Raw genomic sequence first — 14,964 nt, forward strand, 5'->3', positions numbered from 1 at the left:
CTCTTCCTAGCATTTTTGCGCGGCGAGGAAAGCCGGGGCTTCGCCCGGCGGCCAGAACAGCAGATGGCTGCGGCAGCGGGGACAGTCCGAGCTGCCGAATCCCTCGAGCGGAACCGGCAGCGCCGAGAGCGCCGCGACGAGGTCGCATTCCCCCTTCGCCTCGGTGATCCAGGCGCCGAGCGATTCGCCGGCCTCGGTCAGCTGATCGATATGCCAGCGGCGCCGCTTGCCCTGCCGCATATGCCGGCCGAGCCGCGCGCGCAGCCCGCCTGGCCCTTTGGCCGAGCCGCAATAGAGATAGAGCCCCGGCGCGAGCGTCGCCGCGCAGCGTCCGGCGCTGGCCTCGAGCGGGCGCGATAGCGCGATGAGCAGCGCATAGGCGCCGGGCGCGGGCGGCGCCTCTGATGCAGCGTGGATGAAAGCGAGCGCGGAAAACGATTGGTCGGGGGCCGCCGGGCGCTCAGCGCGCGCCGAGCGGCGCATCGAGGCGGAAGCGGTTTCTGACGCCATATTGCAGGCCGAGCTTTCGTCCGGGAATCGAGACGCGCATTTCCGGCGGAATGAGGAGGTCGAGCGCCTTCTGGTCGAAACGCGCCGGCAGGCGAGCCTCGCGCGCCAGCGCCTCCACCGTGTCGAAGCGCAGCGTCGCCGCCCGGTAGAAGCCGTTGACATAGCGCATTCTGATCTCGCCGATCAAATCAAAGGCGCGCCGCATCGGCTCCGGGACTTTGGCGCGATCTTGTCCATAGGCGAGCAGCAGGCCCGGCCGGGCGAGGTAGAAAATTCCGAGCGCGGTCGCCTTTTCGCAGCGCTTCTGGCGCATGATCCAGAACAAGGGCGCGTCGCCGAGCGCGCGATTATGGCCGAGAATCATTCTGTGCCAGTCGTCGCTGGAGGCGAGCGGCAGCCAATCGGCGATGAATTGCGCATATTCGCCGTCGCCCGGCTCGGGACTCGCGGCGCGCTCCTCGACCCAGCGACGCAAGAGATCGTCGACCGCGAGAGGCATAAGGAGACTCCGGTTCCTCAAAAACGACGAAGCGACCACGAAGCCCCATACGGCGAGCGCTGTTCTCTCTTCCCGTGCGACGGGCTTCGGCATAAAAAGGGGCTCCCCGTTCCGCGCGTACGCGAAACGGGGAGTTGGACAACACCGTGAGAACCTGAACCGCAAAGGACCGACCTCGACGGATGAGGCCGCGCTCTGGAGGGGTAGAGCGTCGCAGAAAGGAGAACCGCCTCGACGAACAGAGCGATGTCGCAAGTCGCAGAGCAGTGGAGGCGGGACCTAGACTTGTTCTTTGCAAGACGATTACCCGTTTGGGCGCTCTCTTTATGCCTCGGCTCGTTATGTAACGCAACTACATAAATTAGGCGCAATGCCTGATTTGGCGCGGCCGCAGTGCAAAAACAAGCGGCAGTTCGGGCTCGACGCGTCGCGCTCCTCGAGCTAATCCGGGGTGTGGCCAGGCCGACCCGACGAGAGATTTTAGCTTTTGGAGCAGGCGCTTTCGCCGCTTTCGGCGCCGCCGCGGGCGCTGACGCCGCCGCGCCGGACGCCACCGATTGGCTGCAGCGGCGCCTGCGCGAGGCTGCCCGCGCCGGAGGCGCCCTGCGTCTGCCGGCCGGCGTTCTGCGCATCCGCTCCCTCATTATCGAGGATAAAATCACGATCATCGGCGCCGCGGGCGGCTCCGTGCTGCAGGCGAGCGGCCCCGGCCCGCTGCTGCGCGCCGCCGATGTTCCGGCGCTGACGCTGGAGAATGTGAGCTTCGACGGCGGCGGCGCGGCTTTCGCCGATCGTCGCCAAGGCCTTCTCGATCTCGCCGATATTCCGAAGCTCGCCGTGCATGGCTGCACGATTCGCCGCTCCGGCGGCAGGGGGATAAATCTCCTGCGCTGCGGCGGGCGTTTCGCGCAGAATATCGTCGAGGATGTGCGCGACGCCGGCTATTTCTCGCTCGACGGGCTCGGCGTCGATATAGACAATAACAAAGTGCGCCGCTGCGGCGACAATGGCGTGCAAGTGTGGACCACGACCGCCGGCCGTTACGAGGGCTCGCACATCCGCAATAATGAGATCGTCGATATTCGCAATCTCTCCGGCGGCGACGGCGCCTATGGCAATGGCGTGAGCATTTGGGGCTCCGGCTTCGTGCGGGTGGAGAAAAACGTCATCCGCCGCTGCGCCTATACGGCGGTGCGCAACAATGCCGGCCATGATGTCGAGGTGGTCGGCAATGATTGCTCGGGCTTCGGCGAGCGCGCCATGTATGCGGAGTTCGGCGCCAAGCGCGCGAGCTTCCGCGACAATAAGATCGACGACGCCGGCGCCGGAATAGCGCTCGCCAACGCCGAGCGCGGCACGGACATAGGCTTCGTCATCGGCAATCGGATCACCGGCCTGCACGAGACGCATCCCGATGACGAGTTCGGCCCCATTATGAGCTGGCTCACCGGCATAGAGGCCGAGAGCAATGTCGAGATCGCCGGCAACACTGTGGTCGGCGGCTGGATGGGCGTGCGCTGCGGCGGCTATCGGCAGAACATACGCGTCGAGGGCAATGAGCTCGTCGACAACGAGTATGGCGTGACCTTTCAGATCGGCGAGGGCGTCGGGCCGGCGGTCATCGCGCGCAACAGGATCATCGGCGCGAAAAAGGCGGCCATAGCGGCGATAGCGGGTCAGGACATTCAGCCGGGAGATGTCGCGCGGCCGGGCGCAGCGGCCAAATATCCGCGGCTCACGATAGACGGCAATGAGGTCGGCTGAAACTTAACATTGCGTCAACACCCTCGGGCGCATGATCGCGGGCCAGTCCCTCGGAATATCTTCATGACGACGCTCGCCAGCTATCTGCAGATCGCCAATAATCAGGCCAAATGGCAGGCCATCACCGCCAAATCGCCGGATGTCGCGACGCAGACCCAATATTTCAAGGACAATATCGGCAAGGTGACGTCGGTCGACGCCTTCATGAAGGATACGCGCCTTTTCAATTACGCCATGACCGCTTTCGGCCTCGGCAGCATGACCTACGCCAAAGGCCTCATGCAGAAAGCGCTGGACGGCGGCGTCTCCGGCAATTCGGCGCTCGCCAACACGCTCAACAACGCCAATATCAAGGCCTTCGTGACGGCATTCGACTTCGCCGACAATGGCGAGACGACGACATCCTCCTCGACGCTCGTCGACAATGTGGTGAGCCGCTATACGGAGCAGGCGCTGGAGACGAGCCAGGGCCAGCAGAATCCGGGCGTGCAGCTCGCGCTCTATTTCCAGCAGCGCGCGCCGAGCCTCACCAGCGTCTATGGCATTCTCGCGGACAGCAATATTTTGACGGTCGTACAGACAGCGCTCGGCATTTCGTCGAGCACCTCGTCGCAGTCGATCGACACGCAATATCGGCTGCTGTCGTCGAAGGTGAACCTCGACGATTTCAAGGACTCGAAGAAGCTGCAGCAGTTCATCGCCCGCTTCGCCGCCCAATATGATTACAACAATGGCGGCGACGCCAATTCGCAGACCTCCCTGCTCTCCACGCTGTTCGATACGTCCAGCTCTGGATCGACCTTCGGGCTCGATTCCAGCCTGCTGCTGAACATGCAGGGGATGAAGCTCGGCTATTTCTGATCCAGCGAAAGCGGCTTCCGTACGAAAAAGCGGAAACCGCACTCGCCAAAAGCGTCAGAGAATATTCACCGTGACGGTGACATGCGCGATCCCGCCGGAGCCCGAATACCAGTCGTAGGAGAATGTGTCGGTTCCCGAGGCGCTGGGGCCGGCATGGTAGAAGAGCTTGATGCCGGGCACGCGCTGGGTGTTGCAGCGCGACCGCGGGTTGCCGGGACGGAAATAGGCGTAGCCGGCCTCATGCCGAATCTCGACCCGGCCATGCGAGGGGGCTTGGGTGAGCGTGACGCGATCGGGACTGTCGGCGCGCGAGCAGTCTGGATTGATCTTGGCGGCGAAGCCGAGCGAGGCGGTGGAGCCGCGCGGGACGGAAATCGTCCTCTGCACGGAAGCCTGGCTGCCGCCGGCGTAAATATAGGCGCGTGGGCCGGTATTGCAGGCGGAAAGGCCGAGAGCGGCCGCCAATAAAGCGATGCGTGCAAAACTCATTGTCGGCAATCCATTGGTGAGCGACGGCGCGTTCTAGCGTGAAAGCGCTTCGTTTACAATGGTCAGGGTTCCGTTTGCGGCGGCGCGCCAAAAATTCGGCGCGACTTCGCCGCGAGCCGGAAACATCTCGAACCTCTCGGACAAACGGAGGAAATCCCCATCGCCGAAGCCGAAGCGGGGGCGTCGTCGAAACGAGGATTCTACATGAAGCCAGTCATCACGGCTCTGGTTGTGGCCGCAGCTTTCTCCGCTGGCGCGCAGGCGGCGGATCTGCCGTCGCGCGAGCGGGTCTTCCAGCCGCCCCCGACGCCGCCGGCTTTCGCCTGGACCGGCGTCTATGCCGGTCTCGATATCGGCGCCGGCGCATTCGCCTCCGGCAAGTCCGACGCCGGGGTCTCGGGCGGCGGGCTCGTCGGCTATAATCATCGGATCGGCCCGCTCTTCGTCGTGGGCCTCGAGACCGATTTTTCGGGGACCAGCCTCTCCGGCGGCGGCCGCGGACGCGATCCGCTGGGCCTGCGCGGATCCGAGGGGGCGCGCTCGCTGCCCTGGTTCGGGACGCTGCGCGGGCGCTTCGGCGTCACCGGCTTCGATTCCCGCGTGCTGTTCTACGGCGCGGGCGGCTTCGCCTATGGCGACGTCGGCGGATCGGTCCGCGAAGGCTGGACCGCGGGCGGCGGCGTCGAATGGGCCTTCGCGCCGCGCTGGTCGGTCAAGACCGAATATCTCTTCACCGATCTCGGCGAGAAGGGCGGCGGCGATCCGGGCGCCGTGCGCGGCGCGAATTTTCACACTGTCCGCGTCGGCTTGAATTATCATTTCGATCCGCTGTCGCGGTGATCGCGACGCTTTCGCGCGGCTTGCTCGCGGCGCGGCGAATTGCTAGATAAGGCGTGGATGGCTGGCGGGGTTTCCCTTCCAGCCTCTCCGTATTTTAAAAACACGGGCATTTTCGATCGGGCCGCGCCGGCCAGTTCTCTGAGCAGAACTCTCGTTTCCTCCAGGCCTCGCTTCGGCGGCGGGAGGGGACTTCCGATCGAGGAGGCCCGATCCGCAACGCCAACCCCATGCCGGCGCCGCGCCCGAAAGGGCATTCCAGGAGAACTCATGTCAACTGCAGCTGAGCGCGCCCCGTCGCGCGAGGACTTTGCCGCCCTGCTCGAAGAAAGCTACGGCCAGAACGAAGCTTTCGAGGGTTCCGTCATCAAGGGCCGCGTGGTCGCCATCGAGAAGGACGTCGCCGTCATCGATGTGGGCCTCAAGACCGAAGGGCGCGTCGCCCTCAAGGAATTCACCGGCTTCGGCCGCGACCCGGCCCCCAAGGTGGGCGAAGAGGTCGAGGTCTATCTCGAGCGCATCGAGAACGCGCTCGGCGAGGCCGTCATCTCGCGCGACAAGGCGCGCCGCGAGGAGAGCTGGGTCAAGCTCGAGAAGGCCTTCGAAAGCAATGAGAAGGTCGAAGGCGTCATCTTCAATCAGGTCAAGGGCGGCTTCACCGTCGATCTCGACGGCGCCGTGGCCTTCCTGCCGCGTTCGCAGGTCGACATCCGTCCGATCCGCGACGTCGGACCGCTTCTGAACGTGCCGCAGCCCTTCCATATCCTCAAAATGGATCGCCGCCGCGGCAATATCGTCGTGTCGCGCCGCACCGTGCTCGAGGAGAGCCGCGCCGAGCAGCGTCACGAGATCGTGGCCAATCTCGAAGAGGGGCAGGTCATCGAGGGCGTCGTCAAGAACATCACCGATTACGGCGCCTTCGTCGATCTCGGCGGCATCGACGGCCTGCTGCATGTCACCGATGTGGCCTGGCGCCGCGTCAATCATCCGAGCGAGGTGCTCACCATCGGCCAGACGGTGCGCGTGAAGATCATCAAGATCAATCACGAGACGCATCGTATCTCGCTCGGCATGAAGCAGCTGCTCGAGGATCCGTGGCAGGGCATCGAGGCGAAATATCCGATCGGCGCCAAGTTCCACGGCCGCGTCACCAACATCACCGACTACGGCGCCTTCGTGGAGCTGGAGCCGGGGATCGAGGGCCTCGTCCACGTCTCGGAAATGTCCTGGACGAAGAAGAACGTGCATCCCGGCAAGATCGTCGCGACGAGCCAGGAAGTCGATGTTCAGGTGCTCGAGGTCGATCCGGTCAAGCGCCGCATCTCGCTCGGCCTCAAGCAGACTCTGCAGAACCCGTGGGAGGCTTTCGCCGAGAAGCATCCGGTGGGCTCCACCGTCTCGGGCGAGGTCAAGAACAAGACCGAGTTCGGCCTGTTCATCGGCCTCGATGGCGATGTGGACGGCATGGTCCATCTCTCCGATCTCGATTGGAATCGCCCCGGCGAGCAGGTCATCGAAGAGTATAAGAAGGGCGATGTCATCACCGCTCAGGTGCTCGACGTCGATATCGAGAAGGAGCGCATCTCGCTCGGCGTGAAGCAGCTCGCCAATGATCCTTTCGCCTCGGTCGCCGAAGAGGGCGCGGGTGGCGAGGTGAAGAAGGGCGCTGTCGTCACCACCGAGGTGCTCGAGGTGAAGGAAGCCGGTCTCGAGGTGAAGATCCTCGGCACCGACCTCACCACCTTCATCAAGCGCAACGAGCTGGCGCGCGACCGCGCCGACCAGCGCCCCGAGCGTTTCGCCGTCGGCGAGAAGGTGGATGTCCGCGTCACCCTCTTCGATCGCAAGGCGCGCAAGGTCGCCGTGTCGATCAAGGCGCTGGAAATGGCCGAGGAGAAGGAGGCGATCGCCCAATACGGCTCCGCCGATTCGGGCGCCTCGCTCGGCGACATTCTCGGCGCGGCCCTCAAGGCCCGCGAAGAAGCGCCGAAGAAGTAAGACGGCGCTTACCCCTTCTCCCACTCGTGGGAGAAGGTGGCCCTCGCGTCAGCGAGGGTCGGATGAGGGTCCTTCGTGTCTCGTGGAAATCATGAGGACATGACGGACGCAAAGAAAAGGCGAAACCGGGGTCGGACCCTCATCCGACCTCGCTTTGCGAGGCCACCTTCTCCCGCGAGCGGGAGAAGGAAGCGCCCGTCCATCCCGAGGACTCGCCCGCTCACTCCGCGGCGGTCTTCAACTCCTCCCCGCGCACGACATCCAGCCCGCGGAAGATCGCGCAGCGCTGGAACACGGCGATATCCGGCGAGACCTGCTTCTGATGGCAGAATTTCGCCGTCAGCTTGGCGAGGCCCTTGATGTCGCGGCCCGTCGCATAGGGGAAGACGGCGACGAGATCGTCGATCAGCGCATCGGCGAGCTTCAGCTCGAACTGATCGGACATCACGCGCCAGATGCGGCGCTTCGCGTCATCGTCCGGCGGGCTGTATTTGATGAGCGCGATGCAGCGGGAGACGATCGCCTCGTCGATATCGTCGACGCGATTGGTCGTCAGGAACAGCAGGCCGTTGAAATATTCCAGCACGCGCAGGAACACGCCGACCACGGCGTTCATGGCGATATTGTCGTCGCGCCGCTTGATGTAGACGTCGGCCTCGTCGATCAGCATCACCGCGCCCCAGCGTTGCGCGCGGGTGAGGATTTCCTTCAGCGCGGTCTCCATTGTCGCGACATTGAGGCCGAGCTGGCCGGAATGCACGCGATAGAGCGGGCGCTGAATGATCTCCGAATAGACTTCCGCCGTCAGCGTCTTGCCGACGCCGGGCGGGCCGGCGCAGAGCACGGTGGTGCCACCCGACTTGCCGGCGACGATATCGTCCATCAGCACGTCCATCTCGGCGGTCAGAATGTCGATGAGATCGGTCTGCTCGGCCGGCAGCACCAGCTTCTGCTTCAGCGCCGGCTTATATTCATAGAGCTTCATCTCGTCGACATGCACCCACACATGGTGATGCAGATCGAGATGGAACATCAGAATGTAAGGATGCACCGGAATGCGCTTGAAGAGATGTTCGGGAATCTGCTGCTGCATCACCGCGAGCTCGTCCTCGACGGTGAACTTGTTGCTCTTCGACGCTTTGCGGATGAAATTGCCGAGCACGTCGCCGGGCGATTCCAGCGTCAGGCTGCGCGCCGAGAGAATGGCCTCGTCATTGACGAGGCGCGCGTCGCCGCCGCTGGTCGACAGCACCACGACATCCTTGCGCGACCAATCCGTGTCGCGATGCGAGGCGTTGGGGTCCTCGGCGTGAAAGCCGGTGCCGCGGCCGGTGAACTGCTGGCCATAGCGGCCGCGCCAGTCGAAATAGGTCTCGGTCGCCGTGTCGAAGGCCGCGATCAGCTCGGGCGTCTCGCGGATAAAGCCTTTGACGGCGAGAATCTCGTTGATCGTGCGGCCCGCGATCTCCGCCGCCATGATGCGAATGGCGTTGGTGGTCAGCACGCCCTTGGCGTTGGATTTCAGCTCGATCATCACCTTGCCCGCCTCGTCGTTGGAGGCCGGCACATAGTCGAAGCGGGTGATGACGTAAGGCAGAGGCTTGGAGGCGACGCTGGCCGTGAACAGCCAGCCGCGAATGGCGTCGGCGGTCAGATAGCGCACCATCGCCGGCAGAACCTGCTCGAGCTCGGTGGCCTCGAAGCGCCGGCCGCCCGCCTTCAGCGCGTCGCGCAGCGTCGCGAGCTGCGCGGCTCTCGCGCGCATGTCCGGGCCGGCGGCGCGATAGAGATCCTCGAGGAAGGTCAGCTCCTCGTCGGAGAGATGAGAGAATTCGACCTCGACTCTGTCGCTGAAGCGCAATTGTTCCGCGAACCCTGCGCGGGCCGGGAATCGCGCCATCAGCGATTCGACATATTGGCGTTCGATTTGAATATTCATCGCCGCTCTCGCCTGTCATCGGGATAGGGGGGAAGCGTCAGAATGCGCGTGTCTTCGACAGGCCCTCCGACGGTGAAGTGGTAGACGTCCTGGAACTGCATATCGCCCGGCGGCAGGCCCAGAAGCTCATGGACCGTGTCGTCGAAGAAGCAGCCGATGCCGGTGCCGGCGATCCCCGCCGCGGTCGCCCAGAGATAGAGAGCCTGGCCGATGAGGCCGGCCTCGAAATGCAGGCGCCGATAGGCGAAGGCGCCGTCCGCCGCGAGCGCGCGGTCGAATTCGGCGATCATCGCGACGCTGAAGCAGCCCTTGCCGGAAATGGGCTGCAGGCAGGCGAGCTTGGTCGCCTCTTTTTCCACAGAGCCCGCATAGAGCCGATAGAGCGGCAGACCTTCCAGCTCGACCAGCGACCATTCGAAGTCCTTGCGCGAGGCGTCGCGCAGCCGCGCGGCGACATCCGAGTCGCGTTGCAGCGCATAGAGGCCGGGCTCCAGGCCATCGACGCGATGCACGAAGAGAATGAGCGTGATCGCCGCGCCCCATGGGAAGGCGGAGAGCAGAGTGGATTCCCTCGGCAGCGTCGAAGCGATCAGCGCGGCGAAGGCCTCGCGCGAGATGGAGGTGGTTCCATCCATCTTCTGCGCGCTGCGGCGCTTGCGCACGGCGGCGCCGATGGAGACGCCTTCGAAACCGGGCGCCGGCGATTGCGCGCGCGTCGGCGCCGGGGGCTTGGGCTGGCGCGGCTTGCGGCAGAATTGCCCAGCGAGATCGATGATCGGCCAGCCGTCGTGATCCTCGCTCAGCCGATTGGCCTGGCCGCGGAACTCGCGCGGCGCGTCGATGAGAGCGAAAAGGTCGAGCGGGGTCGCCGGCCCCGGCTCGGTCACGATCCACATCAAAAGATCGGGATGCTCCGGCTCGCGCTTGTGCCAGGCGTCGTCGCGATCGAGGCCGATGAGCGCGGCGATCTCGCCGTCGGACGGATCGGCCAGCGCCTGCGCCCGCCAGCCGAGCGCGGCGGCGGCCTGCGCGACGGCGCCGATCGCATGGCCCGCGTCGAGCTGGCAATAGCGAAAGGCGCGCTCGCCATATTTCCACGCCTCGCGCCAGGGAATGGACGAGAGCGCTAAAAGAAAGCCGCCCTTGGGCAGCACGCGCGGGGTCGTATAGACGGCGCGCTCCTCGAGCGCATGCAGCAGCGGCGCATAATGATAGAGCGCGGCGCCGGCGCCGAGCCCCTCCACCGCATCCAGCAGCACATAGCTTTCGGTGGGATGCAGATTGCCGGAGGAGGGATTGTTGCGCAGCGCCCAGGTCGAGCCTTCATAGCTCTTCCAGGCGCTTATGCCGAAGGACAGCTCGAGGAAGAGGCCCAGCGCCCGAAGATCGAGCGCCGCCGGCTGCGGCGCAGGGCCGGGGAAGGACGGCGTTTCCTCGATGATGGGCAGCGGCGTCTGCCGCACGCCCTCGAAGAGGCGGAAGGGCGAGGGTTGCGACGTCCAATCGAGAAAGCCCGGACCCATCGCATAGCGGTTCGGCGCATGCTTGGTGCGCCGATGGTAGCCGCGAATGTCCGTCGGCATGGTGTCGCGATCGTCGAAGCTCATACGCGCTCCCACTCCCCGCCGCAGAGACGGGGAAGGTATGGATTTTGATTGTCGGCCACTCGATCGGATCCCGACACGCCGCCTCGAGGGATTCAAGGATCGTGCCTTGTTCGCTGCGCCGCAAAAAAATGATCGGCGCGAGCAAAATCAGTCTGATAGTTAAATGCAGCCGTGTTGGTTCGGGAACGGCTCGAACAAAAGGAGCCTAGCGATGTCGCAAATCGTCGAAGTCGCAGCCGCCGAGCATCGGCATTTTGGCGCATTGGTGACGATTCGCGTGGGCCAGCAGCCGCTGCGCCGGCTGACCCCGAACGAGGCCGGCATTCTCTCCCGCGCGCTGGCGGCGGTCGCCAATGGCTCCAGCGCGGAAAAGACCATCTTCATGAGCCCGATCGCCAGCGATCACGAGTTCGAGGCGCAGGTCCAGGACGAAGGCGTCACGGTGAGGGCGGCGGACGGGCCGGAGATTTTTCTGGATTGGACGCAGACGCGCATATTGGCCGAGGCGCTGGCGAAGCTGGCGGGCTGACGCGACGATCCTGCTTCCGCTCGCCGAGGCGACGGCGCCGCCGCCCCGGATGATGAGGAAACGATCAGCGCCGTGAGGCGGCGCGACGAGCCTACCGCTCAATCATTCGGCGCGAGCATATTCTCCGGCCGCACCAACGCGTCGAACTCGGCGTCCGTCACCTTGCCGGACTTCAGCGCCTCCTCGCGCAGCGTCGTGCCATTGTGATGCGCGGCGCGGGCGATTTTCGAGGCGGCGTCATAGCCGATCTTGGGCGCGAGCGCCGTCACCAGCATCAGCGAGCGCTCCAAGAAATTCTTGATGTTCGCCTCGTCGGGCTCGATCCCGTCGATGCAGCGGGTGATGAAGCTGTCGATGCCGTCCGCGAGCAATATCGTCGATTCGAGCAGCGCCGCGGCGATCACCGGCTTCAGCACATTGAGCTCAAGATGGCCCTGCGAGGCGGCGAAGGTGATGGTGGCGTTATTGCCGAAGACGCGCGTGCAGACCATGGTCAGCGCTTCGACCTGGGTCGGATTGACCTTGCCCGGCATGATCGACGAGCCTGGCTCGTTCTCCGGCAGCTTCAGCTCGGCGAGGCCGGCGCGCGGGCCGCAGCCGAGCAGGCGAATGTCGCAGCCGATCTTATAGAGGCCGGCGGCGAGCGCATTCAGCGCGCCATGGGCGAAGACCGCGGCGTCATGGGCGGCGAGCGCCTCGAATTTATTCGGCGCCGTCTGGAACGGCAGGCCGGTCTGCGCCGCGATCTTGGCCGCGACCGCCTCGGCGAAGCCTTTGTAAGTGTTCACGCCCGTGCCGACGGCGGTGCCGCCCTGGGCGAGCAGGAACAAATCCTCGAGCCCCTGGCGGATGCGCTTGGCGCCGAACTCGGCCTGCGCCGCATAGCCGGAAAATTCCTGGCCGAGCGTGACCGGGGTGGCGTCCTGCAAATGGGTGCGGCCGATCTTGACGATATGCTCGAAGGCCTTGGACTTGGCGGCCAGCGCGGCGTGGAGCCGCTCCACCGCCGGCAGCAGGCGCTGTGAGATGGCGATCGCCGCGGCCACATGAATGGCGGTGGGGAAGCTGTCGTTAGAGGATTGGCCGAGATTGACATGGTCATTGGGGTGAACTGGAGACTTGGCCCCGCGGCCAGCGCCCAGCGCCTCATTGGCGCGATTGGCGATCACCTCATTGACGTTCATGTTGGATTGCGTGCCGGAGCCCGTCTGCCAGACGACGAGCGGGAAATGCTCGTCGAGCTTTCCGTCGATCACGTCGCGGGCGGCGGCCGAGATGGCGGCGGCGACCTCGCTCTTCAGCAGGCCCTTCTCGAGATTGGCCTCGGCGGCCGCGAGCTTGACCCGCGCCAGCGCATGGACGATCTCGATCGGCATGCGGCCGACGCCGATGGGGAAATTCTGCCGCGACCGCTCCGTCTGCGCGCCCCAATAGGCGGAGGCCGGAACCTCTATGTCGCCAAAGGAATCGCGCTCGGTTCGGAATGCGGTCGTCTTGTCGGTCATCGGTCTCGCTCGCGGAAAATGATCGGGCTCGAGCTTCCCTATGGGGCATTTCGGCCCGTCTATCAATCATTGCCCGTGCGCGGCAGAATCGATTGCTCGCCGATGTAATAGGAATCGCCGATATCGCTGGTGGAGCGTAGCGCGAGCACCTCGGCGAGGCGATTGCGCGCGCGATTGACGCGGCTCTTCATCGTGCCGGGCGCGCAATTGCAGATCGCTGCGGCTTCTTCATAGGAGAGGCCGGAGGCGGCGACGAGGATCAGCGCCTCGCGCTGATCGAGCGGCAGCTTCTGCAGCGCGCTGCGAAAATCGAGAAAATCCATATGCGCGTTCTGCGCGGGCAGCGACACCAGCCGCGCCGCTATGGCGCCGTCCGGGTCCGGCGCCTCGCGGCGCCGCTTGCGATAGTCGCTATAGTGGATGTTGCGGAGAATGGTGAACAGCCAAGCCGTGAGATTGGTGCCTTCTGTGAAGGAGGCGAGGCTGCTCCAGGCCTTGACCAGGGTCTCCTGGACCAGATCATCGGCGCGATCGGCGTTGCCGCAGAGCGAAACCGCGAATGCGCGCAGATTGGGAATCGCCGCGACGAGGTCGGCTTTGGTCCCCTTTCCTTGGGCTTTCGCCGCTTCGGATGTCGACACTATCCCTCCCCGGGCGTCTTCGACCGCTGCGGGGATATCGGGTCGCTCTCGAGCTGGTTCAAGAGCTCTAGGAAACGATCCGGGATCGGCTGGTTGAGGACGTCGTCATAGATACCGCGCAGCTGCTCGCCGATCTGCTCGCCGAGGTCGCTGGTCTCCGCCTTGGCGCGCGCGCTCCGCGGGGGACGTCGTGAATTCAGCACCACGAGCCCTTCGGGCGCCGCGCTCAGGGCGCCGTCATCCAGCATGGTTTCGTTGGCGCTTTCGCTCGTGCTCGAGGCTGCGGCAATGGACTTCCGGTTGCTTTTTACCATCTGCTCCTCGAGAATTCCGGTGAGGCCCGACTCTGGCGAGCGGACGCGGCCGCGCTATACTGCTTTGCGCGGACCCACGCACAACGCTAATTTTACCAATTAGTTCCCATATATACGGCGGCGATTTGACGCAGCTCGGCGCGCCATGATGGCGCGACTTTCGCAACGCGAAACGAGGGACATGATGTCCATTTCTCAGGCTATTCTAAGGCATGTGCCCTATTTGCGGCGTTTCGCGCGCGCTCTCTCGGGCAGCCGCGAAGGGGGCGACGCCTATGTGCTGGCGACGCTCGAGACCGCGGTCGCCGACCCCACCCGCCTCGTCGCCGACGAGGATCTGAAAATCTCCCTCTTTCGCCTGTTTCTGGAAATCTGGACGTCGAGCCCGATCAACGCCCACACCGACCATTCCGGTCTCGCGGGCGACGATGAGACGGGCGCGCGGCGCAACCTCGACGCCATATCGCTGCAGCCGCGCATCGCCTTTCTGCTGCATGCGCTGGAAGGCTTCTCGCTCGGCGAGATCGCGCGGGCGCTGGCCGTCACCGAGGCGCGGGCGGCGGCGCTGATCGACACGGCGAGCGCCGAAATCGCCGGCCAATTGGCGACCGATGTGCTCATCATAGAGGACGAGCCGTTGATCGCGCTCGATCTGCGCGGGCTGGTCGAGGAGCTCGGCCATAGAGTCGTCGCCGTGGCGCGAACCCATAGGGAGGCGGTCGAGGCCATATCCAAGACTCCTCCGGGCCTCATTCTGGCCGATATTCAGCTGGCGGACGGCAGCTCCGGCCTCGCGGCGGTCAATGAAATACTGGGCTCGCTGTCCACTCCGGTGATCTTCGTCACCGCCTATCCAGAGCGCTTTCTGACCGGAGAGCCCCCGGAGCCGGCGTTTCTCATCGCCAAGCCTTTCAGCGTCGACAGCTTGAAAGCGATTATCAGCCAAGCTTTGTTTTTCGACAGACGGTCCCATCTCAAACACAATGATAAGCATAAGTGAGCAATTAGGCCATAGCGTAGGTAATAGCTGATTTTCGTACGTATAGACCACAGGCCAAATTGCGGCAAAAAAAACTTCTATCGGAAGCGAATAGAGCGCAACCTTGTCTTGACTCGGGCGTTGACTCCCGGGGGACAAGAGAAGGTAAAAGATATGACGGCGATCCAGGAAACGAAAAAGTCGAACCGTGGCTTTGCTTCGATGGACCCCGAGAAGCAGCGGGCGATCGCGCGCAAGGGCGGCCAGAACGTTCCCGATGAAAAGCGCAGCTTCTCGCAAAACCCCGAGCTGGCGGCCAAGGCTGGACGCAAGGGTGGGCAGAGCGTCGATCCGACGAAGCGGAGCTTCTCCCGCGATCACCAGCTCGCGTCCGAGGCCGGACGCAAGGGCGGCCATGCCTCCCACAGCAAGCCGAGAACAGCCGCGGAGTAATCCGCGGCCTTTTTTCTTCGCCGTATCGCGGCCGGCTGA

15 protein-coding genes are annotated in these 14,964 nt (G+C 64.5%); 7 read left to right on the forward strand and 8 right to left on the reverse strand.

Going from position 1 to position 14,964, the window contains the following annotated elements:
• Nucleotides 1–6: 6 nt before the first annotated feature.
• Both GYH34_RS02935 and GYH34_RS02940 read right to left on the reverse strand, forming a co-directional pair.
• Nucleotides 7–510, reverse strand: coding sequence for a GIY-YIG nuclease family protein (locus GYH34_RS02935; protein ID WP_244635242.1), 504 nt, complete (start codon nucleotides 508–510; stop codon nucleotides 7–9).
• On the reverse strand, nucleotides 461–1,009 hold the full coding sequence (locus GYH34_RS02940) for a DUF4274 domain-containing protein (RefSeq protein WP_161912292.1): 549 nt from the start codon (nucleotides 1,007–1,009) through the stop codon (nucleotides 461–463). The genes GYH34_RS02935 and GYH34_RS02940 overlap by 50 nt, the downstream gene beginning before the upstream one ends.
• 453 nt (nucleotides 1,010–1,462) lie before the next feature.
• Here GYH34_RS02940 and GYH34_RS02945 point away from each other — a divergent pair, with 453 nt between their 5' ends.
• Nucleotides 1,463–2,773 carry a TIGR03808 family TAT-translocated repetitive protein gene (locus GYH34_RS02945; RefSeq protein WP_244635243.1) on the forward strand — a complete coding sequence of 437 codons (1,311 nt, stop codon included), beginning with the start codon at nucleotides 1,463–1,465 and terminating at the stop codon, nucleotides 2,771–2,773.
• A 63-nt stretch (nucleotides 2,774–2,836) separates the two neighbouring features.
• Nucleotides 2,837–3,634: a DUF1217 domain-containing protein gene (locus tag GYH34_RS02950; RefSeq protein WP_161912293.1), complete on the forward strand. Its 798-nt coding sequence runs from the start codon at nucleotides 2,837–2,839 to the stop codon at nucleotides 3,632–3,634.
• Nucleotides 3,635–3,688: 54 nt separating this feature from the next.
• Here the strand turns inward: GYH34_RS02950 and GYH34_RS02955 are convergent, their stop codons facing one another.
• Complete coding sequence (locus tag GYH34_RS02955) at nucleotides 3,689–4,123, reverse strand: hypothetical protein (RefSeq protein ID WP_161912294.1); 435 nt, start codon at nucleotides 4,121–4,123, stop codon at nucleotides 3,689–3,691.
• 204 nt (nucleotides 4,124–4,327) lie between these two features.
• Here GYH34_RS02955 and GYH34_RS02960 point away from each other — a divergent pair, with 204 nt between their 5' ends.
• Nucleotides 4,328–4,963, forward strand: a complete 636-nt coding sequence (locus GYH34_RS02960) for an outer membrane protein (protein ID WP_161912295.1) — start codon at nucleotides 4,328–4,330, stop codon at nucleotides 4,961–4,963.
• 267 nt (nucleotides 4,964–5,230) lie between these two features.
• Nucleotides 5,231–6,958 carry a 30S ribosomal protein S1 gene (gene rpsA, locus GYH34_RS02965; RefSeq protein WP_161912296.1) on the forward strand — a complete coding sequence of 576 codons (1,728 nt, stop codon included), beginning with the start codon at nucleotides 5,231–5,233 and terminating at the stop codon, nucleotides 6,956–6,958.
• Between the two features lie 220 nt (nucleotides 6,959–7,178).
• Here the strand turns inward: rpsA and GYH34_RS02970 are convergent, their stop codons facing one another.
• Nucleotides 7,179–8,897 (reverse strand): ATP-binding protein, encoded by a 1,719-nt coding sequence (locus GYH34_RS02970; RefSeq protein ID WP_161912297.1) that lies wholly within the window; start codon nucleotides 8,895–8,897, stop codon nucleotides 7,179–7,181.
• Nucleotides 8,894–10,504, reverse strand: a complete 1,611-nt coding sequence (locus GYH34_RS02975; protein WP_174242355.1) for a SagB/ThcOx family dehydrogenase — start codon at nucleotides 10,502–10,504, stop codon at nucleotides 8,894–8,896. The genes GYH34_RS02970 and GYH34_RS02975 overlap by 4 nt, the downstream gene beginning before the upstream one ends.
• Nucleotides 10,505–10,715: 211 nt before the next feature.
• On the opposite strand from GYH34_RS02975, the gene GYH34_RS02980 reads away from it, so the two are divergent.
• A complete protein-coding gene (locus tag GYH34_RS02980; protein ID WP_161912298.1) occupies nucleotides 10,716–11,033 on the forward strand; it encodes a hypothetical protein in 318 nt (105 codons plus the stop codon).
• Between the two features lie 98 nt (nucleotides 11,034–11,131).
• Here GYH34_RS02980 and fumC read toward each other — a convergent pair whose 3' ends face one another.
• The 3 genes from fumC to GYH34_RS02995 all read right to left on the reverse strand — a co-directional run bounded on the left by fumC (nucleotide 11,132) and on the right by GYH34_RS02995 (nucleotide 13,493).
• On the reverse strand, nucleotides 11,132–12,538 hold the full coding sequence (gene fumC, locus GYH34_RS02985; RefSeq protein ID WP_161912299.1) for a class II fumarate hydratase: 1,407 nt from the start codon (nucleotides 12,536–12,538) through the stop codon (nucleotides 11,132–11,134).
• A gap of 62 nt (nucleotides 12,539–12,600) precedes the next feature.
• Entirely contained in the window at nucleotides 12,601–13,179 is a 579-nt protein-coding gene (locus GYH34_RS02990; protein ID WP_018267325.1) for a sigma-70 family RNA polymerase sigma factor, read from the reverse strand.
• A complete protein-coding gene (locus GYH34_RS02995; RefSeq protein WP_161912300.1) occupies nucleotides 13,179–13,493 on the reverse strand; it encodes a NepR family anti-sigma factor in 315 nt (104 codons plus the stop codon). The genes GYH34_RS02990 and GYH34_RS02995 overlap by 1 nt, the downstream gene beginning before the upstream one ends.
• Before the next feature lie 184 nt (nucleotides 13,494–13,677).
• Between GYH34_RS02995 and GYH34_RS03000 the strand changes: the two genes are divergently transcribed.
• Both GYH34_RS03000 and GYH34_RS03005 read left to right on the forward strand, forming a co-directional pair.
• Entirely contained in the window at nucleotides 13,678–14,493 is an 816-nt protein-coding gene (locus GYH34_RS03000; protein ID WP_161914864.1) for a response regulator, read from the forward strand.
• 153 nt (nucleotides 14,494–14,646) lie between these two features.
• Nucleotides 14,647–14,925, forward strand: coding sequence for a general stress protein (locus tag GYH34_RS03005; RefSeq protein WP_024878137.1), 279 nt, complete (start codon nucleotides 14,647–14,649; stop codon nucleotides 14,923–14,925).
• Nucleotides 14,926–14,964 lie beyond the last annotated feature (39 nt).

The sequence above is a fragment of the Methylosinus sp. C49 genome (assembly GCF_009936375.1).
Taxonomy (GTDB): Bacteria; Pseudomonadota; Alphaproteobacteria; order Rhizobiales; family Beijerinckiaceae; genus Methylosinus.

Bases quoted from the DNA above. Each gene is read 5' to 3' on its own strand.
- GYH34_RS02935 (WP_244635242.1), bottom strand. From the start codon at position 510: ATGGCGTCAGAAACCGCTTCCGCCTCGATGCGCCGCTCGGCGCGCGCT.
- GYH34_RS02940 (WP_161912292.1), bottom strand. From the start codon at position 1,009: ATGCCTCTCGCGGTCGACGATCTCTTGCGTCGCTGGGTCGAGGAGCGC.
- GYH34_RS02950 (WP_161912293.1), top strand. From the start codon at position 2,837: ATGACGACGCTCGCCAGCTATCTGCAGATCGCCAATAATCAGGCCAAA.
- GYH34_RS02955 (WP_161912294.1), bottom strand. From the start codon at position 4,123: ATGAGTTTTGCACGCATCGCTTTATTGGCGGCCGCTCTCGGCCTTTCC.
- GYH34_RS02960 (WP_161912295.1), top strand. From the start codon at position 4,328: ATGAAGCCAGTCATCACGGCTCTGGTTGTGGCCGCAGCTTTCTCCGCT.
- rpsA (WP_161912296.1), top strand. From the start codon at position 5,231: ATGTCAACTGCAGCTGAGCGCGCCCCGTCGCGCGAGGACTTTGCCGCC.
- GYH34_RS02970 (WP_161912297.1), bottom strand. From the start codon at position 8,897: ATGAATATTCAAATCGAACGCCAATATGTCGAATCGCTGATGGCGCGA.
- GYH34_RS02975 (WP_174242355.1), bottom strand. From the start codon at position 10,504: ATGAGCTTCGACGATCGCGACACCATGCCGACGGACATTCGCGGCTAC.
- GYH34_RS02980 (WP_161912298.1), top strand. From the start codon at position 10,716: ATGTCGCAAATCGTCGAAGTCGCAGCCGCCGAGCATCGGCATTTTGGC.
- fumC (WP_161912299.1), bottom strand. From the start codon at position 12,538: ATGACCGACAAGACGACCGCATTCCGAACCGAGCGCGATTCCTTTGGC.
- GYH34_RS02995 (WP_161912300.1), bottom strand. From the start codon at position 13,493: ATGGTAAAAAGCAACCGGAAGTCCATTGCCGCAGCCTCGAGCACGAGC.
- GYH34_RS03000 (WP_161914864.1), top strand. From the start codon at position 13,678: ATGTCCATTTCTCAGGCTATTCTAAGGCATGTGCCCTATTTGCGGCGT.
- GYH34_RS03005 (WP_024878137.1), top strand. From the start codon at position 14,647: ATGACGGCGATCCAGGAAACGAAAAAGTCGAACCGTGGCTTTGCTTCG.